Genomic DNA, 21,382 nt, shown 5'->3' with positions numbered 1-21,382 from the left:
CTGTGATTAGCCTTAAAAAAGATGAATGGTTTTCTAACATTCGTACCGATGTTCTAGCAGGTTTAGTGGTAGGACTTGCTCTAATTCCCGAATCTATTGCTTTTTCAGCAATTGCAGGTGTAGACCCTCAAGTCGGACTGTATGCCTCCTTTTGTATCGCAGTGAGCATTGCTTTTTTTGGTGGCCGTCCAGCCATGATTTCAGCAGCAACAGGCGCGATGGCACTACTCATGATCACGCTAGTCAAAGAGCATGGCCTACAGTATTTACTGGCGGCAACCATTCTCACTGGGGTCATTCAGATCGTTGCGGGTTATTTTAAAGTTGCCAAACTGATGCGTTTTGTGTCGCAGTCCGTAGTGTATGGTTTTTTAAATGCGCTGGCGATTTTAATCTTCGTGGCACAACTTCCAGAGCTCAGCCAAATGAATTACTGGGGCTATGCATTTGTCGCACTTGGCCTCGCTGTAATTTATCTGTTTCCTTATCTGCCTAAAGTGGGAAAAAACATTCCCTCACCGCTCATTTGCATTCTTGTCCTGACCGCTTTGGCACTGTTTTTAGGCACAGATATGCGTATGGTCAGTGACTTAGGTCATTTCCCCGATACTTTACCTATTTTTCTACTGCCTGATATTCCACTGACCTTTGAAACGCTGCAAATTGTCTTCCCTTACGCCATCACATTAGCGACCGTCGGTTTGCTTGAAAGCATGATGACCACCACAGTAGTGAATGAAGTCACAGGCACTGAAGGTGACCGTCATCAAGAATGCCGCGGACAAGGTATGGCCAATATTGTAAGCGGTTTTATGGGTGGCATGGCAGGTTGTGCCATGATTGGACAGTCTGTGATTAATGTCAGTTCTGGGGCGCGTACTCGACTTTCAACCTTAGTGGCAGGTGTGTTTTTACTGTGTTTGGTGGTGTTTTTTAAAGACTGGCTGTCCTATATTCCAATGGCAGCTTTGGTTGCCATTATGATCATGGTGGCATTTACAACCTTCCAATGGGACTCAGTTAAAAACATCGCTAAACATCCGCTACAAAGTAATGTGGTGATGTTGAGTGTCGTGATCATTGTCTTAGCCACACATAATCTTGCCTTGGGCGTCTTTGTCGGAGTTTTGCTGTCCGCATTATTTTTCATCAACAAACTGGAAAGTACGGTTCATGTTCAGTCTGAACTGCATAACCATACCCGTCGCTATATGGTAAGCGGTCAAATTTTCTTTAGCAGTTCAGAGAAATTCTTTCAGTTTTTTGACTTTAACGAACATATTCAGAAGGTTGAAATTGAACTCAGTAATGCACATATTTGGGATATGACTTCAGTCAATATGTTGAATGCTGTGGTTGAAAAGTTTGCAGCTCGCGGTGTTATGGTCGAGGTGTTAGGCTTAAATGAAGCCAGCAGCACCCTCATTGACCGCATCAGCTCATAAAGTTAAAACCATAGACAAAACAAAAGGGCGATGACGCCCTTTTGTTGTCAATAAAGCGGATTAAGACTGATTCTTGCGGCGTCTTAGACTGCCATACAAGGCCAAACCAATTAACCCTAATGCAGACCACAGCCCTGTACTTCCTGCACTGGTTTTATCATCATCGTTAACCACTGCATCGTTTAAGTCTAAATCCACAATCACAGGGTCATGGTCAGAAGAGCGGTAAGCATCGTCTGCATAGAATGCAGCAATTTGCTCCTCAGTTTTATATTCTTCGTTATAGTCTAATGCTGTCGGTTCATCTGCATTGATATGCCATGCAAATGCTTTTTTCACCAATGGATAAAGTGCTGCATCAGCAATCGCATGATCTAGATTTCCTGCACCACCATAACCTTGAGTATTACTGGCTACACCAAAGACATAGCTATAAGCAGTTTTCCCCTGACCAATTTTTTCATCATTCAACAGCACTTTATAGTTGGCTTGTTCAAGCGCCAAAATGGGATCTTCTTTGGCATAACTGTTCAAATCACCCAACAGTAAGACATTCGGTTTACTCACCTGTGTTGGATTCTTTGCGACCCATTGCATTAACGCTTGCACCGCTTTAACGCGGGTTGGATTCCAGCAGCCTTGACCATCCCCCTGATCTGCCTCTATCGAAGTTTTATCATCTGGACAGCTACCTTTAGACTTCAAATGGTTCGAAATAACTGTAAAAGTCTTCCCGCCTGATAAGGCTTGAAAGGTTTGCGCCATCGTGACTCGATTTTTCTGGCTCTGATCATCGAAGACCGCTGCAACATTGATTGGTTTGACCCGCTTAGCATTATAAATAATGGCAACAGCAATCGCATCGGTTCCAAGTTTTTCAGCATTCGGAGGTATTACATATTTCCAGTCGCTCCCCAGCGCCTGAGCTAAATAAGCAACTGCGCTACGCTCACCATAACCATTGTTGGCAATTTCCATCAGACCATAAACATCTGCATCAATCGCTTTTAATGCACTGACAATTTTCTGATGTTGCTTTTTAAACTCAGCTTCGGAACTTGCACCACGTTCCGTAGGAAAACCTTGTGCCAAACCATTGTCATAATTCAGTACGTTAAATGCTGCAACACGAACTTGTTGTGTGGCCTTTGCTGGAACGCTCGTACGTGGGTTTATCGTGTCTAAGACTTGCGGCATTGTTGCCCCAAGCACAGGTTGAATTCGCCATTGGTTATAGCGGTATTCTAAAATGCCTTGTACATTTTGCAGTTGTGCACCTGTACGTAAGGTGTTTTTAGCACTAAAGGAAGTTGGCAACCACGGCGTTCTGTTCTGATTATTATAGCCATCATCCAAAATGAGTTTAGAACGTAAATTCTGTTGTGCCAGTGCTTTGGCTTCGGTTGAATGAGCAGGATATAGATTAGTTGGGATATATAAACGCGCGGGGCTTAAAGCCAACTGACCATAACGCCCATAGTCATAGTTTTCACTGACCGTGAGCGTTTGAGGAATATTGACCAACATGCCTTGATAGCGTTTTGGTGCATGGCCTGAAGTTTCAGTCAAACTATCAAAAGGCAAATTGATCGCCATTGGCTTAACCCAATCACTCGCCGAAGGATTACATACGTTAATATCGCTGCTTAAATCTTGAAGCTGCAGTTGGTTTTGATAGGTTTTTAACTTGCCTCTGAAAATTACTTCCTGCCCGACTTGCCCACCTGTCACGCTACTTGAAGAAGGCACATAGACAAACACCGCATTGCTGGTATTGGCTTTGGCTTGAGTATCTGGGGTTTGAACAAAGAAACCTGAGAAACCATTGTTATAACGATAATCTGCCGTGATTACGCCTTTCACCACATATTCCACATCTTGCGCTGCACTTTGCAATGCCGCAATTGGGGTAGCTGTCGTACTACAGCTCACGGTGCTTAGCGGCGGTGCCGTATTTCCAGCCAGATAACTGGAAAATGCATCTCGATCTGACCATTTTTCCCATGCCGATGCCAAATCAAACGGCGCAGTAACGTCAATCCCCGTACTGGAAACATTATTACTTAATAGTGCACGTTTAAAACTATTTCCCTTTGCAACACTACCCCATCCAGTGCTTGGTTTTTCACCCACTGTGCCAAAGCGGTCAATCGCAATGCCATTATGATAAAGCACCAAAGTGTCGTCACCATTAAAAGCTAAGTTCGCCTGCTGTTGCACCGCATCGCCCAGAGCTTCTTTTAAAGCAGAATGCCCGACTAGATAATGCCCCTTTGCCGCCAATTGACCTGTCAAATTCACCGTCAAATTTGCACTGGTCTCACCATTTGCGTATTGCTTGATCTGATATTCTGCCAAGTTGACCGTCGTCGGATCTGGATTATAAATTTCCAATCCTTTCTTATTTAAAGTTCCATCTACATACTGACTAAACAATAGCTGTGCATAGGCAGGAAAGGAACAACCTGCCAAAATCAGGCTCAGGCTTAATATCTGTGGCTTAAAATTTTTCATCATTTTTTATCAGTTGGTTAAATTAGCTGGCAGGTTAATTTTTATTCGTTACATCATGATTAATAAATCATGACAATTTCTAGGCTGCACAAACTCAATGGTGCTGAATTTAATAAATTCTGAGTAAAAAATTTGACTTGTCCTGCTCAGGACTTACAATACCGCTTTCGAATTTCTACATCTGCCAAAATTATGACGAATGATCAATTAGACCAGCAAGTCGTCGAGCTAGACAACTTAAATGAACACCGCGAAATTGTGACATTTATGCGTCGTTCATCTCCGCTGAACACCTCGCAACGCACTGCGCTTGAACAATATGGTCACATGATTTTGGAATATCCTGTAGGTGACCTACGTCAGCAGTTTGAACATCCAGAGCGTCCGCTCACGGTTGAAATCGGCTTTGGTATGGGACGTTCATTGGTCTTGATGGCACAGGCCAACCCTGAACGTAACTATGTCGGGATTGAAGTGCATGTTCCAGGGATTGCGCAATGTGTGTATGAAGCTGGAATTGCAGGTTTAACCAATCTTCGTCTTTTAGATGCCGATGCCATTCAAGTATTACGTGAAATGCCAGATAACAGCATCAACGCTGTGCAACTGTACTTTCCAGACCCGTGGCAGAAAAAACGTCACTTCAAACGTCGTTTCGTTTCCCATGACCGTATGCCACTGGTTGAGCAAAAGTTGGAAATGGGTGGCACATTCCACGCAGCGACAGACTGGGAACCGTATGCAGAGTGGATGATTGATGTACTCGATAACCGTCCAAATCTTGAAAATATGGCAGGTAAAGGTAACAGTTACCCACGTCCAGACTGGCGTCCACAAACTAAATTTGAACGTCGTGGACTCGAAGAAGGTCATAAGATCAACGACTTCTTATTTAAGAAAATTAAATAAATTTTAGATCTCATAAAAATAGGGCCTAGAGCCCTATTTTTATGTCCGATGTTTTAAAACACATGCCGAATTTCAACCGTTGGATCATGTTCATCCAAACGTTTTGCCAAAATATGTAAACGTCGTGTCGGCACTGCGGGAAACAAATGATGCTCCACATGATAAAACATGTTGTAGGTCACGACCCGTTTAAACTCATTACGCACAGTACGCGCCATATACACATGATCTTCCATATCATGATGCACCGTCCACACCGCAAAAAATGCCGTCATACATTGCCCAATCAACATGGCACTGACATGGTATTTTAAAATATTGATATCCAAGACCATAAAAACCAAAAACAATACAATGACGTTGGCAACCAGCTCAGCAGACATCCATTTTTTCTGGGTTTTAGCCCCAACCTCAAAGGCTTTTTTATGCAACATCCATGGAAAAACTGGGCCAAAAAGCAAAGCTTGCCACCACTTCATGGTTGCACTTTTCGCTTCAATATCTTCGTCCTGCATACAGTGCTGATGGTGGCGGAGGTGATTAATTTGTACTGCATGCATCGAGCCCAACATAACGATGCTTAAAACAAACATGACCCAATGGGTCGCAGGTCGGCTAATGCCTAAAGCAAAATGAAAGGCGTTATGCACCTGTCTGAGCCCTGTTAAGAAAAACATAAATGAGCAAAACAACGCCAAGACATACCACTGTAAGCTTGCAAAAATGAAAGAAACGATCAACCACGGTAAAGAGATAAATAACTCACTAATCACATCGCTACGGCCTAACTGAACGAGATCTTTCCACTGCACTTGTTCTAATAATGAATGTGAACGCATACACCCTCTATTTGTATTTATTTTAAGCAACACTGTACCGAATCTTAGGGCATAAAAAAAGCCACGTTTTCAGTGGCTTTGCTTGTTCTTTGTGACTCGCTTTTTTGTTTATTATTTTAAATGTTAACTGTGACGTTGACTGATCTGCTGACTCATTAAAGCATACACTTCAGCAAGATCTGCTCGTTGAGCTTGCTCGAGCATCTGTTGATGCATCTGTAGAATATTCTGATCTTGACGCATCGCAGGGCCAGTTTGCATCTGCTTCGGATCATTCTGTGTCGCTTTCTGCGCAGTTTCTAAGATCAATGGTTGTAGCAGATTAAAATCGACCTGCTCTGCATCCACCACTTGTTTTGCCATGTCATAACAATAATTACTAAAATTACAGGCAAAAACGGCCGCTAAATGCAAACTTAGACGCTGCGCAGAGCTGTAGCTATACACGCGTTGGCTCAGGCTTTCTGCTAGTGCATGTAGTCTTTGAAGATCTGTATTTTCAGTGGCTTCTACAAACAACGGTGTATTTGACCAATCAATTTCACGTTCTAAGCTAAAGGTCTGTAAGGGATAAAAAACTCCTGCACGTGCATGTTGCGTAGACAAAACTGAAAGCGCTGTACTCCCCGAAGTATGTACAATCAACACATTCGGCAGATATTCAGTCAAGGCCGAAATCACACTCGGAATAGACTGATCACTTACTGCAATCATCACCAAATCCACATCAGTATTTAACTGCTTAAAATGACTGACCGCCTTTGCATGTACGACTTGTGCTAAATCCGCAGCTTTGTCGAAGCTTCGGTTATGAATATTGACGATTTCATGCTGAGACATCAGGGCTTTAGCCAAATGATGAGCCACCCGCCCCGCTCCAATTAAACTGATCCGCATCTTCATTTCACTATTTTAAAGTGCCTACAGCATGCCAATAAAAAAAGGATGAAGCAATTCATCCTTTTTTATTAAATTGACACTGACCAACTAAAACTTACGCAGGGTCAAAATCTGTTCACTACGACCAAATGGCCCTTGCTCATCGTGCAAAACCGCACTGGTTAAACCGATACCATCATCACCATATTGCTGCGTCGCTTCCAAACCTAACCATTTCCCTTGGGGTAAACGGTATAAATGCAGTTGTAGGTCTAAATTGGGAAAGCCCCATCCAGATGCAGGATTTTGACGTGGCACAATACCATTGGCTGTGTCGACCATGCCCAATAAGCGCACAAAACTTGATGTTTCCTGAGCTTCCACCATGTCCAAATCATTATGTAACCAGACAATGCCTTTACCCGCACGGTGCCCTTCTGCCGCACGTGTCTCAATACTCTGGATATAACCACCCGGCCAACATTTCATCCCATCCCATACTGGCAAAATTTCAGGATGTACAATCGATTGATCTTCTAGCCCTGCTATTGCACTGGTATCTTGCTTCATCATTTTCCAAGCACGGGCCACAATACAAGTCTTCCCGTTTGCCTGCATTTCCGCCTCGATTAGTTCAATGGTTTTTCCAGCACGAATGACACGGGTATGCACCGTAAACTCACCAAAAGCGATCAGTCCAAAAATATCTAAACTCACGCGTCCAATGCGCATCTCATCGCGTGGTTGAAACTGCTCTAACTCCGCACATAAAACCCCTGTTGCAGGTGCCATGTGCTGTTCATGCGGGTTCCATGCGCCTTGTGCATGAATATTGGAAAGATAAGACGCCGTACAGCTCCCATCACTGTGCTGTTCACGATTTAAAAGTTGATAATAGGCTGCCATGTGTATTCCTTCATTCTTATCTTTAAAATGTATCTTTTCACTGCTATTGGTTTTTACTTTTGTGCAAAAAAACCATAATAATTCAACAGTTGACTATAAGTTCGTACTTCATTAAATCCAACTTTAGTCAGAAGCTCTCGCATCTGGCTGGCCGAGACCAAATAAAAATCTTGTTGCAGGCGCTCAATCATTTTTTCACTCTGTACCACCGTCAAACCATTGCTCTGACATAAGGTTTGTAGAACCTTGAGTTCAGTGTCATCACTAGAACGCATCAGGTCATAGCTGAGTAAAATGGCTTGATTTTTAAGACAGCGTAAAATGTCGGCAAAGAAGAATGGCTTTGCTTCAAGTGGAATAAAATGCGCCACCAATATGGCTAAAACGGCATCAAACTGTGCACTTTCCTGTAATGCCGTCGTATCACCATGCACAAAGCGAACCCGCGTTAAATCACTATGGGTCGCGCTCAATAACTGCTTCGCTTTTTCAATCATGGTCAAAGATGGGTCAACAGCGGTAAAACTCCACGTTGGATGCTGCGCCAACAAATATGAAAGCTCATAACCTGTACCACACCCCACAATCAATACGTGCGCATGTGCTGGTAAATGTGTTTTTAAAATGGCTTGAATTTGCAGATGAACCAACTCATATCCTGGAATGAGCTTACGAATATGTTGATCATAACCATCCACTACAGTTTGACTCTGAAAGTCTTTCGCCATTTTATTGTTCACTCATCTACTTTTATTCGTCGCCCTAAATCTACACTTTCATGACCGCATGTTCTAGCACTTAAGCCACAGCCATAGCATCGACCGTTAACTCAGCAAGTTGCGGTTTGGCTTTTTCTGCATGTAGACCCAGTTTTTGAAAGAGTTGTTGATCCTTGCCTTGTGCTGTATTTGGCGTAGTCAGCAATTTTTCACCCGAAAACAGTGAATTTGCACCAGCCATGAAAGCCAAAGCTTGGTCGGCATCGGACAACGATTCACGTCCTGCGGACAGACGAATATAGCTTTTCGGCATAATAATGCGTGCTACCGCAATAGTGCGAATCCACTCCGTCACATCTAACTTGTCAACTTCTGCCAAAGGCGTACCTTTCATTGGAACCAGCATGTTGATCGGCACAGATTCGGGATGTATCGGTAAGGTCGCCAATTCAAACAATAAGCCAATTCGATCTTTGGTCTCTTCACCTAGGCCAACAATCCCGCCACTACACACTTTTAAGCCTGCCTCTCGAACATGACTTAAGGTATCCAAACGGTCATCAAAACTACGGGTACTAATCACATTAGGATAGTACTCACGCGACGTGTCTAAGTTATGGTTGTAATAATCGAGTCCTGCACCTTTTAATCGTTCGGCTTGGGAGGCATTCAGCATGCCTAGGGTCATACAGGTTTCTAAACCCAATGCTTTGACTTCACGCACCATATCCAAGACATAAGGCATATCGCGTTCATGTGGATTGCGCCATGCCGCGCCCATACAAAACCGTGTAGAACCCGAGGCCTTCGCCTGCTGTGCTTCGCTAATGACCTTTTCAACCGCAATTCTTTTTTCAGCTTCAAGCTTTGAGTCATAGCGCGCAGACTGTGAACAGTATTTGCAGTCTTCAGGGCATTTGCCTGTTTTGATCGACAGTAAAGTACTGACTTGAATGGCATTCGCTTCAAAGTACTGACGATGAATTTGCTGTGCTTGAAAGACCAAATCTAAAAAAGGCTGTTGGTAGATTGCTTGTATTTCAGCGCGAGTCCAATCATTTCTCAGGTGCATATGCTATTCCTTTTGCTTTTCACTTCGGACTTTCCTTTGGCTTTAACCCAGCAAAGGAAAGTCCGTCTTCAACCTTATGCGATTTCTTTCAAATCCAGTTCATTACGCATAAATTCCTGCAATTTAAACTTCTGCGCTTTGCCCGAAGCCGTCATTGGGAACTCATTAAAAAACCGGACATAACGTGGAACTTTATTGTGTGAAATGTGTTCCGCACAGTACTGTCGGATCGACTCTTCAGTAATTTCATGATGCTCATGTAAAATAATACATGCACACAACTCTTCACCATAACGCGCATCTGGCAGACCAATCACTTGGACATCACTGACATCAGGATGGGTATATAAAAAGTCTTCGATTTCTTTCGGGAATAAGTTTTCTCCGCCACGAATGACCACATCCTTAATTCGGCCTTTAATTTTCACAAAGCCAGCTTCATCCATTTCTGCGATGTCACCTGTATGCATCCAGCGTGCTGAATCAATCACTTCTTGCGATTTTTCATGGTCTTCCCAATACCCCAACATCACCGAATAGCCACGAACACACAGTTCACCCAACTGACCGCGCGGTACGACTTTGCCTTGCTCATCTACAATTTTAATTTCAAGATGTGGATGGACACGCCCCACAGTTCCGACCCGTTGTTCAACTGAATCGGAGGTTGAGCTTTGTGCACTGACAGGTGCCGTTTCAGTCATACCATAGCAAATGGTAATTTCGGACATGTGCATCCGATCAATAACACGTTGCATAATTTCACGTGGGCACGGACTACCCGCCATAATGCCTGTACGTAAACTAGAAAGATCAAAGTCATCAAACTGTTCATGCTCTAAAATGGCAATGAACATGGTCGGTACACCGTATGCAGCAGTACATTTTTCTTGTTGAATGGCTTTTAACGTTTCTAAAGGATTGAACACCGCCGATGGATAGACCATGGTTGAACCATGCGTAATACAGGCCAAATTACCCATCACCATACCGAAACAGTGAAACAGTGGTACAGAAATACAGACTCGATCGGCAGGACTTAAGTGAATGGCTTCACCAACAAAATAACCATTATTGAGAATATTATTATGTGTCAGCATTGTGCCTTTCGGGTTACCCGTGGTGCCCGAAGTAAACTGGATATTGATGGTTTCATCAAACTGCGATTCGCTTGCAACGAGCTCTAATTGATTGAGCTGTCTCTTGCTGGGGGGAGTAAGCAAATCACTAAAACGATGCAAACCAGTATGTTCTTCTTCATCAATTTTAATAATATATTTCAAATGTGGCAGTCGTTCTGCCTTTAACACTTTATTTTCAGCACCTTTAATTTCAGGTGCAATTTTCATTAAAATATCTTGATAATTCGTGCTTTTAAATTGCGATGCAATGACCAAGCCCTTACAAGAGACTTTATTCAACACATATTCGAGCTCATTACTTTTATAGGCAGGGTTCAAGTTGACTAAAATGATACCCGCTTTAAACGCAGCAAACTGGGTAATCGTCCATTCCACACAGTTCGGTGACCAAATCGCAAGTCGATCGCCTTTCTTCAAGCCCAGTTTTAGTAAACTACAGGCAAACGCATTGACCTGAGCTTGTAATTCCTTATACGTGAGTCTGACATTTTGATGCAGGCTGACAACAGCATCTTGTTCCGCATACTGCTGACAAGCCTGATCAAATTTCTCACCAATTGTCATGCCTAATAGGGGCTGATTGCTCGTTCCATAGGCATAACTTAACCGTTCTTGTGTCATCGAATCGATCTCCTTGATTCATTGTAATCTTGTTATTCAACTTTAATTGTTCTATGACTACTTCCCTTCAAACACCAAGCCTTTGTGTTCACACCTGCTACTATTTTTCCTCCTGAACCTGAACTGCATTGACACAAAATTCGGCAATTTGTTTCACAAAGTAGTCTTTATAGTTTTGATCAAACATCACATTTCGAGACGGATTTAAGGGCTCAATGACCACAAAAGTCATGGCACCAACCACACAAAGTGCTGCGGTATTTAAATCTTCAAATCCAAACTCACCGTTAATTTTCCCTGCGGCCAGTATTTCTTTAATGCTCTGTTTAATCAGCTGTTTACTGCGAAAACGTTCATGTTCTAACTCAGCATCGACTGGCTCAAACATGAGTGAATACGCAAGTTGGGGGCTATTCATGGCACGTTTCACAAACGTGGTTACCGCCTTGTCCAATTTCTGTTTTGACGAGAGCTCACTTTCAGCAATGTGATTTAAAATTTTCACCTCATGCTGAATGGCCTCAGACAAAACCTCAATTAACACTTGGCTTTTGTTATCGAAGTATCGATACACCAAACCACTCGAAACACCCGCGCGTTCAGCAATTGCTTGAATTTGCGCGTCTTTAATCCCCCCTTGAGCAATAAGTTCACGAGCGGATTGCAAAATCGCTTCACGATTTTGTTCCATTCGTTCTTGCATCAACGATGATCTTTTATAACTCATAATTCTATTCTCAACCAGATAAAATGAATTGTAAATCAATTTGTGAATTTTAGTTCACTTTTTTAAAAATTCGATGTATTGTAAAAATCAAGCACAACAAAAATGCTTTATCAGGAACAATAAATACACTCATAGGACGAATGAAGAAATGACCCTACAAAGCTTAAATTTCGGTTTAGATGAAACACTCATTGCACTGCGTGATTCCGTTGCGGCTTTTTGTGCCAAGGAAATTACCCCTATTGCTCAACAAGTCGATCAGAACAACGAATTTCCAGCTCAATTGTGGAAAAAATTTGGCGATATGGGCTTACTCGGTCTAACCGTCAGTGAAGAGTATGGCGGTACAGGCCTAGGTTATTTAGCGCATATCATTGCCATGCAAGAAATCTCACGTGCTTCAGCTTCGATAGGTCTTTCTTATGGTGCACATTCTAACCTATGTGTGAATCAAATTAACCGAAATGGCAGCGAGGAACAAAAGCAGCGCTATTTACCGAAGCTAATTTCAGGTGAATATGTCGGTGCACTCGCCATGTCTGAACCGAATGCAGGCTCAGACGTAGTCAGCATGAAACTCAAAGCTGAAGATTGTGGCGATCACTTCCTGTTAAATGGTTCAAAAATGTGGATCACCAATGGTGGTGATGCTGATGTGCTTGTGGTGTATGCCAAAACTGATCTGCATGCAGGCGCTAAAGGCATGACCGCTTTCCTTGTAGAAAAAGGCATGGAAGGTTTTAGCCACGGCACACATTTAGACAAGTTAGGTATGCGCGGTTCGAACACTTACCCCCTGTTCTTTGACAACGTGAAAGTGCCAAAAGAAAACGTAATGGGCGGTGTTGGAAACGGCACGAAAGTACTCATGAGTGGTTTGGACTACGAACGTGCAGTTCTTAGCGCAGGTCCTTTAGGCATTATGGATGCCTGCATGGACACCGTGATTCCCTATATCCATGACCGTAAACAATTCGGCCAAGCGCTCGGTGAGTTCCAGTTGATGCAAGGAAAAATTGCCGATATGTATTCGACTTGGTTGGCATGTAAAGCGTTGGTTTATGCCGTGGGTGCTGAGTGCGACAAGGCTGACCATAGCCGTAGCCTACGTAAAGATGCAGCCAGTGCAATTTTATATGCCGCGGAAAAAGCCACATGGATGGCAGGTGAAACCATTCAGACCTTAGGTGGAAATGGTTATATCAATGAATTTTCTGCAGGCCGTCTATGGCGCGATGCAAAACTCTATGAAATTGGCGCGGGAACTTCTGAAATTCGCCGTATGTTGATTGGCCGTGAACTGTTTAATGAAACAGCTTAACCCTCCACAACAATAAAAATGACAAGGATGTTCGTGATGAATCAATTACATAGCAAGATCAATATTCGAAGTGAAGACTTCAAAACCAACCAAACCGCGATGCAAAGCTTGGTCGATGACTTAAAGCAAAAAGCAGAACAAATTGCTTTAGGCGGCGGTGAAGCGGCGCGACAAAAACATTTGGCACGCGGAAAACTGTTAGCACGTGATCGTATTGATCAGTTAATTGATGCAGGCACGGCATTCCTTGAAATTGGTCAATTGGCAGCACAAAACGTCTATGCAGACGATGTGCCTGCGGCTGGTGTCGTTGCTGGTGTAGGTCAGGTCAATGGTGTGACCTGCATGATCGTCGCCAACGATGCGACAGTAAAAGGCGGCACGTACTACCCACTGACTGTGAAAAAACACTTACGTGCTCAAGAAATTGCGGAGCAAAACCATCTGCCATGTATTTATTTGGTGGACTCAGGTGGTGCCTATTTACCAATGCAGGACGAAGTTTTCCCTGACCGTGATCACTTTGGGCGTATTTTCTATAACCAAGCACGTATGTCGAGCATGGGAATTGCCCAAATTGCGGTGGTAATGGGCAGCTGTACAGCTGGGGGGGCATATGTACCTGCCATGTCTGATGAAACCATTATTGTGCGTAACCAAGGCACAATCTTCTTAGGTGGCCCACCTCTGGTGAAAGCTGCAACAGGTGAAGTGGTCAGCAGTGAAGACTTAGGTGGTGGTGATGTGCATACTCGCCTGTCCGGTGTGGCAGATCATTTGGCTGAAAACGACGAACATGCTATTGCTATTGCTCGTAACATCGTAGCCAACCTGAATAAAACACCACATACGCGTGCAACAGAGATTGAAGAACCATTATTTGATGCAACAGAACTGTATGGTGTTGTGCCAAGTGATGCACGCAAACCATTCGATATTCGTGAAGTGATTGCGCGTATTGTCGATGGTTCACGGTTTGATGAATTCAAAGCTCGCTTTGGCACCACCTTAGTCACAGGTTTTGCCAAAATCTATGGCATGCCCGTTGGCATTATTGCCAACAACGGTATTTTATTTTCAGAGTCTGCACAAAAAGGGGCTCACTTTATTGAGCTCTGTACGCAGCGCAATATTCCCCTACTGTTCCTTCAAAACATTACTGGCTTTATGGTCGGTCGCCAATACGAAAATGAAGGCATTGCCAAAAATGGCGCTAAACTGGTCATGGCTGTTGCAACTGCGAACGTCCCGAAACTCACCCTTGTGATTGGTGGTTCATTTGGTGCAGGCAACTACGGTATGTGTGGTCGTGCATATTCACCACGCTTCATGTGGACATGGCCGAACTCGCGTATTTCTGTAATGGGGGGTGAACAAGCGGCAAGTGTATTGTCGACCCTAAAGCGTGATCAAATTGAAAAACGTGGCGAGTCTTGGTCTGCGGCAGAAGAAGATGATTTTAAACAACCTTTCCGTGACCAATTTGAACGTCAAGGCCATCCATATTATGCATCGGCGCGTTTGTGGGATGACGGTGTGATTGATCCTGCACAAAGCCGTCAAGTGCTCGGTTTAAGTTTAGCCGCAGCCTTAAATGCACCCATTCAACCGACCAAATTTGGCGTGTTCCGCATGTAGGAGATGAGCGATGAGCTTTCAATATTTACAACTCGAACAACGCGATCAAGTGGCAACGGTATGGATTAATCGTGCAGAAATGCATAATGCCTTCAATACTCAAGTGATTGAAGAACTGCACCGCTGCTTTAGCGAACTCAACACACGTGATGATGTACGTGTGGTGATTTTAGCTGGACGTGGCAAAAGCTTCTCAGCGGGTGCTGACCTGAACTGGATGAAAGAAGCAGGACAAGCCTCACAGGCTGAAAATGAAGCCGATGCATTAAAACTAGCGAAAATGCTACAAAGTTTAGCAACATTAAAACAACCAACCATTGCCCGTGTGCAAGGCATTGCTTTTGGTGGTGGGATGGGCCTGGCTTCTGCCTGTGATATTTGTGTCGCAAGCAGTGATGCTAAGTTTGCAACCTCTGAAGTGCGCTTAGGTTTAGCCCCTTCAACCATTAGCCCTTATGTGATTCGTGCGATTGGTACACGTCAAGCTTCACGCTACTTTTTAACCGCAGAACGTATTTCTGCGGAACAAGCCCTACACATTGGTCTAGCGCATGTGGTGGTCGATGCTGAACATCTGGATGAAAAAGTCGCAGAAATGGTCGATACCTTACTTTTGGGTGGGCCAGAAGCACAAACGGCTTCAAAACAACTCATCCAAATGGTCGACCAGCAAGTGTTAACTGAAGCATTGTTGTTGCAAACCGCACAACATATTGCCCATGTACGCCAAGGATCAGAGGCGAAAAATGGCTTAAATGCTTTTTTAAATAAACACAGTCCAGTCTGGATCAAGACGACGGCATAACAACAAGAAAGGATATCGATATGTTTAATAAAATCTTAATTGCAAACCGTGGTGAAATTGCTTGTCGTGTGATCCGAACTGCAAAAAAAATGGGCATTGCCACCGTTGCAGTCTATTCAGATGCTGACGCTCAAGCACAGCACGTGCAACAAGCCGACGAAGCCATTTATATCGGCGAATCCCCTGCTGCACAAAGCTATCTACAAATTGAACGTATTATCCAAGCTGCCTTAGATACAGGCGCAGAAGCAATTCATCCAGGTTATGGCTTTCTATCTGAAAATGACCAATTTGCCAATGCCTGCCAAAAAAACAACATTGTCTTTATTGGTCCACCTGTAGATGCCATTTTAGCCATGGGCCTAAAAGCCACCTCTAAATCTTTAATGGAAAAAGCAGGCGTACCGCTGACACCGGGCTACCATGGCACTAACCAAGATCCTGACTTTTTAAAACAACAAGCCGATGCCATTGGCTACCCTGTACTGATTAAAGCCAGTGCTGGCGGTGGTGGTAAAGGCATGCGTTTGGTTGATCGAGGCGAAGACTTTTTAAGCCATTTGGCTTCATGTAAAAGTGAGGCACGTTCAAGCTTTGGCAATGACGATGTTCTGGTTGAACGCTATGTAGTACAACCGCGCCATATTGAAGTACAAGTTTTTGGTGATACACATGGTAACTATGTGCACCTATTTGAACGCGATTGTTCGGTACAACGTCGCCATCAAAAAGTACTAGAAGAAGCGCCTGCACCCAAAATGGCAGAGCCAAAACTCGAAGCCATGCGCCAAGCCGCTATTGATGCAGCACGTGCAGTGGATTATGTCGGTGCAGGGACAGTTGAGTTTATTGTTGAACAAGACGGCACGGCATATTTCATGGAAATGAATACTCGCCTGCAAGTTGAGCATCCTGTAACAGAGATGATTACAGGGCAAGATTTGGTGGAATGGCAACTGCGTGTAGCTTTTGGTGAACCGCTGCCTAAACAACAACACGAGCTCAGTATTCATGGTCATGCATTAGAAGCGCGTGTCTATGCTGAAGAGCCTGAAAAAGGTTTCTTACCTGCGATTGGTAAAATTCACTACCTGCACTACCCTCAGCAAAATGAGCATGTCCGTGTAGACAGTGGCATTGTTGAAGGTGATGAAATCACGACCTTTTACGACCCAATGATTGCCAAATTAATTGTTTGGGCAAAGAATCGTGAAGCAGCACTCACCCAAATGCACCATGCACTGAGTCAGTTTCATGTCGATGGCTTGGGCAATAACATTGCATTCTTAGACCGTTTGGTCCGTTCAGAGTCTTTTAAAACCGCCAATCTAGACACCAACTTAATTCAACGTGAAGAAGCGTTTTTACTGCAACACAATGAAACAGCCTCTTCAGAGCTCATCATTACGGCAGCACTGATTGAACTCTTGTCCCGTTTTTCCAGCAATAAAACAGCTGCAAATCCTGTGTGGCAAGCCGAGTCTCTATGGCGTTTAAATATTAATGCCAGCTATGCCATTAAACTGGCACTGAATGATGAAGAACATAAAGTCTATTTCAGCCCAACAGCAAAAGGCTTTACAGCAAAGTACAATGGACATAGCGTTTTCATTCAGGGTGAATTGTTAGAGGCACATTTAGCTAAAATTGAATATGCAACAAGCAAAAAGACCTATGCCTATAGTTCGAATGCACAGGGCCTAACCCTGTATGCAGACGGTCAAAGCTATAAATTTGCACATATTAAGCCTAACTTTAATACTGAAGATGATGCTTCTGATGCCAACAACTTAAAAGCACCAATGCCGGGTGTGATTACGCAAGTCTTGGTACAAAACAACAGCGCAGTGAAAAAAGATGATGTCCTCCTCACGCTTGAAGCGATGAAAATTGAATATTCAATTCGTGCTCCACATGATGGCATTGTCTCTGCAGCTTACTTCCAAGTCGGTGATCAGGTCAAAGCAGGCGATGAATTGGTTGAGTTTTCAAGCTTGGAAGGTGCCGCATGAATGAATTTGTCAAAATTGTCGAAGTCGGACCGCGAGATGGTTTGCAAAATGAAAAGACACCGCTCACCTTAGATGACCGTCGCAAACTGATTTTAGATTTAATACAGACAGGACTCAGTGCAATTGAAGTGGGCTCTTGTGTCTCTGCAAAGTGGGTTCCACAAATGGCACAGAGTGACGAACTCTTTGCCAGCTTACCCAAAGATCCAAATATCAGTTTTAGTTTACTGACTCCGAACTTAAAAGGGTTTGAATCTGCTTTGGCAGTCGGCTGTCAGGAGGTTGCCGTTTTTACCGCAGCCTCCGAAAGCTTTACCCAAAAGAACATCAATTGCTCCATTGACGAAAGCTTTGAAAAATTTGCAGACATCATGGCGGCGGCGAAAGCCCATAACATCAAAGTGCGTGGTTATGTGTCTTGTATTGTCGACTGCCCCTATGAAGGCGCAATTGCACCGAGCAAAGTTGCACACGTCAGTCAACGTTTGCTGGACATGGGCTGCTATGAAGTGTCCTTAGGTGAAACGATTGGCACGGCGACACCAGACCGCGTGAAAAAAGTCTGGCAAGCATGTTTAGCTGAAATGGATGCCGCGAGTTTAGCAGGACATTTTCATAATACCTATGGCATGGCCATTGCCAATATTTACCAGTCTTTAGAACAAGGCATTCGTGTATTTGATTCGTCCATTGCAGGTTTAGGTGGCTGCCCTTATGCCAAAGGCGCATCGGGCAATGTCTCCACAGAAGACCTTTACTACCTACTCTCCAACATGGGCTATGACACAGGGATTGATCTTGATGCACTGATGATTGCCAGCCAAAACATCAGCCAAGTACTACAACGCACCAATCCATCTAATTATGCCAATGCCTACTGGCAAAAGCGCTGTGCCTAAGCCATTCAATTGATAACGAGAACACTATGGTCAATAAAGTTTATTCAAGTGCAAAGGATGCACTGCAAGATGTAGTTCAAGATGGTCAAACCCTAGCGGTTGGTGGCTTTGGTTTATGCGGTATTCCAGAAAGTCTGATTACAGCATTAAAACAAACGGGCGTGAAAAGCCTCACCTGTATTTCAAACAATGCAGGCGTCGATGGTTTCGGCTTAGGTCTCTTATTAGAAAGCAAACAAATCAAAAAAATGATTGCTTCCTATGTAGGTGAAAACAAAGAATTTGAACGTCAGTTCTTAAGTGGTGAGCTTGTAGTGGAGCTTACCCCTCAAGGCACACTGGCAGAAAAACTCCGTGCTGGCGGTGCGGGTATCCCCGCTTTCTTTACCGCAACAGGCGTTGGTACGCTCATTGCCGAAGGCAAAGAAGAGCGTGAGTTTAATGGAAAACCATATATTCTAGAAAACTCGCTCACCGCTGACATTGCACTCGTGAAGGCGTACAAGGCCGATACTGCAGGTAACTTAATTTTCCGTAAAACCGCACAAAACTTTAACCCTGTATGTGCGATGGCTGGAAAAGTCTGCATTGTCGAAGTTGAGGAAATTGTTGAAATTGGCGCTTTAGACCCAGACCAGATTCATCTGCCGGGTATTTATGTCAATCGCATTGTGCTAAATGCAACCCCTGAAAAACGTATTGAACAACTCACATTAAAAGAGGAGGCTTAACCCATGGCTTGGTCTCGTAATGAAATGGCACAACGTGCAGCGCTTGAGCTGGAAGATGGTTTTTATGTCAATTTAGGTATTGGCTTACCCACACTGGTAGCCAACTATATTCCTGAAAATGTCAACGTCTGGTTGCAATCTGAAAATGGATTATTGGGTATTGGCGAGTTTCCAACGGCGGAAACGGTCGATGCCGACTTAATTAATGCTGGAAAACAAACTGTTACCGCACGTCAGGGCGCCGCATTTTTCTCTAGTGCAGATTCTTTTGCCATGATCCGTGGAGGTCATGTCAATATCGCCATTTTAGGGGCCATGGAAGTCTCACAAAATGGTGACTTGGCCAACTGGATGATTCCGGGTAAAAAAGTCAAAGGCATGGGCGGTGCGATGGATTTGGTGGCTGGAGTACAAAAAGTGGTGGTGCTCATGGAACACTCTGCAAAAGATGGTACGCCGAAAATTGTCGAGCAATGTAGCCTGCCCCTTACAGGCAAAAATGTCATACATCGTGTAATTACTGATCTCGGTGTCATGGACATTACGCAGGAAGGTGTGAAATTGGTTGAACTGGCGAAAGATGTCAGTTTTGAAGACATTCAAAAAGTGACGGGTGTTGCTCTGATCCGCTAATCCGACATCATTTATACAATAGAAAAATAATCCAATGCCTTTAAAGCAGCGATCCTGTTTTAAAGGCATTTCTATCAGCACGGATAGGCTGAATCAAAAATTCATACCTCATAGATAAAAATGGAATTAATGCATGAAAAACTCTCAAAATATTTTGCAACGTTTTGCACTACGCGTCAGTGATTGGTCGGAGAAATGGTTCCCAGACTCTTATATTTTTGCCCTATTGGGTGTCGTGATTGTTGCGATTGCCTCTATCAGTATTGGTGCGCCTGCCAAAGATGTCGCGGTTTCCTTCGGAGATGGTTTTTGGAGTCTGATCCCTTTTACCTTACAAATGTGTATGCTGATTGTGGTTGGTTATGTGGTTTCTGTTTCAAAGCCTGTAGAGCTGCTGATTCAAAAAATGGCCCGAATTCCCCATAGTGGTCGCGGTGCAATCGTTCTTGTTGCCACGGTCAGTTTATTAATTTCGCTGATTAACTGGGCCATGAGTACGGTACTGACTGCCCTGCTGGTGATTGCGTTAGCTAAACGCAAAGAACTGAATATGGACTATCGTGCTGCCGCTGCCGCCGCGATTATTGGTATGGGAGCAACGTGGGCCTTAGGTATTAGTTCTTCTGCGGCACAACTGCAAGCCAACAAAGCCAGCCTGCCCGAATCGATTTACAATCTAACCGGTGTGATTCCCTTTACCGAAACCATTTTCTTGCCACAGTCCATGATCATGACGGCTGTATTGATTATTGCCTCGATTGCTATTGCATTTTGGTCTGCACCCAAAGGGCAAGACATTAAAACCATTGATCAATTTCCCATTCAGTTTGAGGAAGAAACTAACCCGACACCAACCACAAAACGCCCAGGAGACTGGTTAGAGAACTCGCCTTTATTGAGTATCTTGATTGTGCTCTTGGGTCTGGTTTGGATGTTCAATGAGTTCAGCAAAAGCAATCCGATCTTGGCTATTTCAAGCCTAAACACCTACAACTTTATTTTCCTGATGCTGGGTATTGCACTGCATGGTACGCCACGAAATTTCCTCAATGCCGTCACAAAAGCCGTGCCAGCGGTCTCAGGTGTTCTGATTCAGTTTCCGCTGTATGGCAGTATCGCCTTTATGATGACGCAAGCCTTGAACAGTCATGATTTGTCGCTATCACATTATATTGCTGAGTTTTTTGTTTCGATTGCCTCCAAAGAGACCTTTGCCATTGTGATGGGCTTATATTCTGCCATTTTAGGCTTTTTCATTCCTTCTGGCGGTGGTAAGTGGATTATTGAAGCACCCTATGTCATGCAAGCTGCACATGATTTAAAAGTGCATTTGGGCTGGTCGGTGCAAATCTATAATGCTGCTGAAGCCTTGCCAAATTTAATCAACCCATTTTTTATGCTGCCAATGCTTGGCATTCTCAAATTAAAAGCCAAAGATGTGATTGGCTTTACCGTCACTCAATTGGTTTTCCACCTGCCTTTGGTGCTGTTCCTACTTTGGATTTTAGGCCGTAGCCTGACCTATATGCCACCTACCTTCTAAACGAGGAAAAAAACACAATCTAAATAA

The 21,382-nt window shown here is 43.8% G+C and carries 18 protein-coding genes; 10 read left to right on the top strand and 8 right to left on the bottom strand.

From position 1 onward, the window contains the following. The first annotated feature begins 2 nt into the window (after positions 1-2). Entirely contained in the window at positions 3-1,445 is a 1,443-nt protein-coding gene (locus GVX98_RS04905; protein ID WP_159127405.1) for a SulP family inorganic anion transporter, read from the top strand. Positions 1,446-1,505: 60 nt separating this feature from the next. Here GVX98_RS04905 and GVX98_RS04900 read toward each other — a convergent pair whose 3' ends face one another. After that, the gene (locus tag GVX98_RS04900) at positions 1,506-3,959 is read right to left on the bottom strand and encodes an ExeM/NucH family extracellular endonuclease (RefSeq protein ID WP_171503327.1); all 2,454 of its coding nucleotides are present in this window, start codon (positions 3,957-3,959) and stop codon (positions 1,506-1,508) included. 192 nt (positions 3,960-4,151) lie between these two features. On the opposite strand from GVX98_RS04900, the gene trmB reads away from it, so the two are divergent. Next, the gene (gene trmB / locus GVX98_RS04895) at positions 4,152-4,868 is read left to right on the top strand and encodes a tRNA (guanosine(46)-N7)-methyltransferase TrmB (RefSeq protein WP_005400603.1); all 717 of its coding nucleotides are present in this window, start codon (positions 4,152-4,154) and stop codon (positions 4,866-4,868) included. Positions 4,869-4,921: 53 nt separating this feature from the next. Here the strand turns inward: trmB and GVX98_RS04890 are convergent, their stop codons facing one another. The 7 genes from GVX98_RS04890 to GVX98_RS04860 all read right to left on the bottom strand — a co-directional run bounded on the left by GVX98_RS04890 (position 4,922) and on the right by GVX98_RS04860 (position 11,773). Then, a complete protein-coding gene (locus GVX98_RS04890; RefSeq protein WP_159127403.1) occupies positions 4,922-5,707 on the bottom strand; it encodes a fatty acid desaturase in 786 nt (261 codons plus the stop codon). 123 nt (positions 5,708-5,830) lie between these two features. Continuing rightward, entirely contained in the window at positions 5,831-6,604 is a 774-nt protein-coding gene (locus GVX98_RS04885) for a Rossmann-like and DUF2520 domain-containing protein (RefSeq protein ID WP_159127402.1), read from the bottom strand. 90 nt (positions 6,605-6,694) lie between these two features. Then, positions 6,695-7,492, bottom strand: a complete 798-nt coding sequence (locus tag GVX98_RS04880) for a thioesterase family protein (protein WP_159127401.1) — start codon at positions 7,490-7,492, stop codon at positions 6,695-6,697. A gap of 53 nt (positions 7,493-7,545) precedes the next feature. Then, positions 7,546-8,220: a class I SAM-dependent methyltransferase gene (locus GVX98_RS04875; RefSeq protein ID WP_159127400.1), complete on the bottom strand. Its 675-nt coding sequence runs from the start codon at positions 8,218-8,220 to the stop codon at positions 7,546-7,548. Between the two features lie 70 nt (positions 8,221-8,290). Then, positions 8,291-9,283 carry a biotin synthase BioB gene (gene bioB, locus GVX98_RS04870; protein WP_159127399.1) on the bottom strand — a complete coding sequence of 331 codons (993 nt, stop codon included), beginning with the start codon at positions 9,281-9,283 and terminating at the stop codon, positions 8,291-8,293. A gap of 74 nt (positions 9,284-9,357) precedes the next feature. Further along, complete coding sequence (locus GVX98_RS04865; protein ID WP_159127398.1) at positions 9,358-11,046, bottom strand: AMP-binding protein; 1,689 nt, start codon at positions 11,044-11,046, stop codon at positions 9,358-9,360. Between the two features lie 100 nt (positions 11,047-11,146). Then, entirely contained in the window at positions 11,147-11,773 is a 627-nt protein-coding gene (locus GVX98_RS04860) for a TetR/AcrR family transcriptional regulator (RefSeq protein ID WP_004982268.1), read from the bottom strand. A gap of 148 nt (positions 11,774-11,921) precedes the next feature. On the opposite strand from GVX98_RS04860, the gene GVX98_RS04855 reads away from it, so the two are divergent. From GVX98_RS04855 to GVX98_RS04820, 8 genes are all read left to right on the top strand, one after another. Beyond that, on the top strand, positions 11,922-13,094 hold the full coding sequence (locus GVX98_RS04855; RefSeq protein WP_005400596.1) for an isovaleryl-CoA dehydrogenase: 1,173 nt from the start codon (positions 11,922-11,924) through the stop codon (positions 13,092-13,094). A gap of 36 nt (positions 13,095-13,130) precedes the next feature. Beyond that, positions 13,131-14,732, top strand: coding sequence for a carboxyl transferase domain-containing protein (locus GVX98_RS04850; protein ID WP_062033822.1), 1,602 nt, complete (start codon positions 13,131-13,133; stop codon positions 14,730-14,732). Between the two features lie 10 nt (positions 14,733-14,742). Next, entirely contained in the window at positions 14,743-15,537 is a 795-nt protein-coding gene (locus tag GVX98_RS04845) for an enoyl-CoA hydratase/isomerase family protein (RefSeq protein WP_159127397.1), read from the top strand. Positions 15,538-15,557: 20 nt separating this feature from the next. Next, the gene (locus tag GVX98_RS04840) at positions 15,558-17,549 is read left to right on the top strand and encodes an acetyl/propionyl/methylcrotonyl-CoA carboxylase subunit alpha (protein WP_159127396.1); all 1,992 of its coding nucleotides are present in this window, start codon (positions 15,558-15,560) and stop codon (positions 17,547-17,549) included. Next, the gene (locus tag GVX98_RS04835; RefSeq protein WP_159127395.1) at positions 17,546-18,448 is read left to right on the top strand and encodes a hydroxymethylglutaryl-CoA lyase; all 903 of its coding nucleotides are present in this window, start codon (positions 17,546-17,548) and stop codon (positions 18,446-18,448) included. Before GVX98_RS04840 ends, GVX98_RS04835 begins: the two co-directional genes overlap by 4 nt. Positions 18,449-18,474: 26 nt before the next feature. Continuing rightward, positions 18,475-19,179, top strand: coding sequence for a CoA transferase subunit A (locus GVX98_RS04830; protein ID WP_159127394.1), 705 nt, complete (start codon positions 18,475-18,477; stop codon positions 19,177-19,179). A gap of 3 nt (positions 19,180-19,182) precedes the next feature. Continuing rightward, positions 19,183-19,812 (top strand): CoA transferase subunit B, encoded by a 630-nt coding sequence (locus GVX98_RS04825; RefSeq protein WP_004982285.1) that lies wholly within the window; start codon positions 19,183-19,185, stop codon positions 19,810-19,812. Positions 19,813-19,945: 133 nt separating this feature from the next. Next, complete coding sequence (locus tag GVX98_RS04820; protein WP_159127393.1) at positions 19,946-21,355, top strand: short-chain fatty acid transporter; 1,410 nt, start codon at positions 19,946-19,948, stop codon at positions 21,353-21,355. Positions 21,356-21,382: the final 27 nt, after the last annotated feature.

Origin of the sequence: Acinetobacter sp. 8I-beige (assembly GCF_902505955.1) — a bacterium.
Lineage (GTDB): Bacteria > Pseudomonadota > Gammaproteobacteria > Pseudomonadales > Moraxellaceae > Acinetobacter > Acinetobacter johnsonii.
This window is presented reverse-complemented; position numbering and strand designations above follow the sequence as displayed.

Bases quoted from the DNA above. Each gene is read 5' to 3' on its own strand.
- bioB (WP_159127399.1), bottom strand. From the start codon at position 9,283: ATGCACCTGAGAAATGATTGGACTCGCGCTGAAATACAAGCAATCTAC.
- GVX98_RS04865 (WP_159127398.1), bottom strand. From the start codon at position 11,046: ATGACACAAGAACGGTTAAGTTATGCCTATGGAACGAGCAATCAGCCC.
- GVX98_RS04860 (WP_004982268.1), bottom strand. From the start codon at position 11,773: ATGAGTTATAAAAGATCATCGTTGATGCAAGAACGAATGGAACAAAAT.
- GVX98_RS04875 (WP_159127400.1), bottom strand. From the start codon at position 8,220: ATGGCGAAAGACTTTCAGAGTCAAACTGTAGTGGATGGTTATGATCAA.
- GVX98_RS04840 (WP_159127396.1), top strand. From the start codon at position 15,558: ATGTTTAATAAAATCTTAATTGCAAACCGTGGTGAAATTGCTTGTCGT.
- GVX98_RS04880 (WP_159127401.1), bottom strand. From the start codon at position 7,492: ATGGCAGCCTATTATCAACTTTTAAATCGTGAACAGCACAGTGATGGG.
- GVX98_RS04850 (WP_062033822.1), top strand. From the start codon at position 13,131: ATGAATCAATTACATAGCAAGATCAATATTCGAAGTGAAGACTTCAAA.
- GVX98_RS04820 (WP_159127393.1), top strand. From the start codon at position 19,946: ATGAAAAACTCTCAAAATATTTTGCAACGTTTTGCACTACGCGTCAGT.
- GVX98_RS04830 (WP_159127394.1), top strand. From the start codon at position 18,475: ATGGTCAATAAAGTTTATTCAAGTGCAAAGGATGCACTGCAAGATGTA.
- GVX98_RS04900 (WP_171503327.1), bottom strand. From the start codon at position 3,959: ATGAAAAATTTTAAGCCACAGATATTAAGCCTGAGCCTGATTTTGGCA.
- GVX98_RS04845 (WP_159127397.1), top strand. From the start codon at position 14,743: ATGAGCTTTCAATATTTACAACTCGAACAACGCGATCAAGTGGCAACG.
- GVX98_RS04855 (WP_005400596.1), top strand. From the start codon at position 11,922: ATGACCCTACAAAGCTTAAATTTCGGTTTAGATGAAACACTCATTGCA.
- GVX98_RS04885 (WP_159127402.1), bottom strand. From the start codon at position 6,604: ATGCGGATCAGTTTAATTGGAGCGGGGCGGGTGGCTCATCATTTGGCT.
- GVX98_RS04825 (WP_004982285.1), top strand. From the start codon at position 19,183: ATGGCTTGGTCTCGTAATGAAATGGCACAACGTGCAGCGCTTGAGCTG.
- GVX98_RS04835 (WP_159127395.1), top strand. From the start codon at position 17,546: ATGAATGAATTTGTCAAAATTGTCGAAGTCGGACCGCGAGATGGTTTG.
- trmB (WP_005400603.1), top strand. From the start codon at position 4,152: ATGACGAATGATCAATTAGACCAGCAAGTCGTCGAGCTAGACAACTTA.
- GVX98_RS04890 (WP_159127403.1), bottom strand. From the start codon at position 5,707: ATGCGTTCACATTCATTATTAGAACAAGTGCAGTGGAAAGATCTCGTT.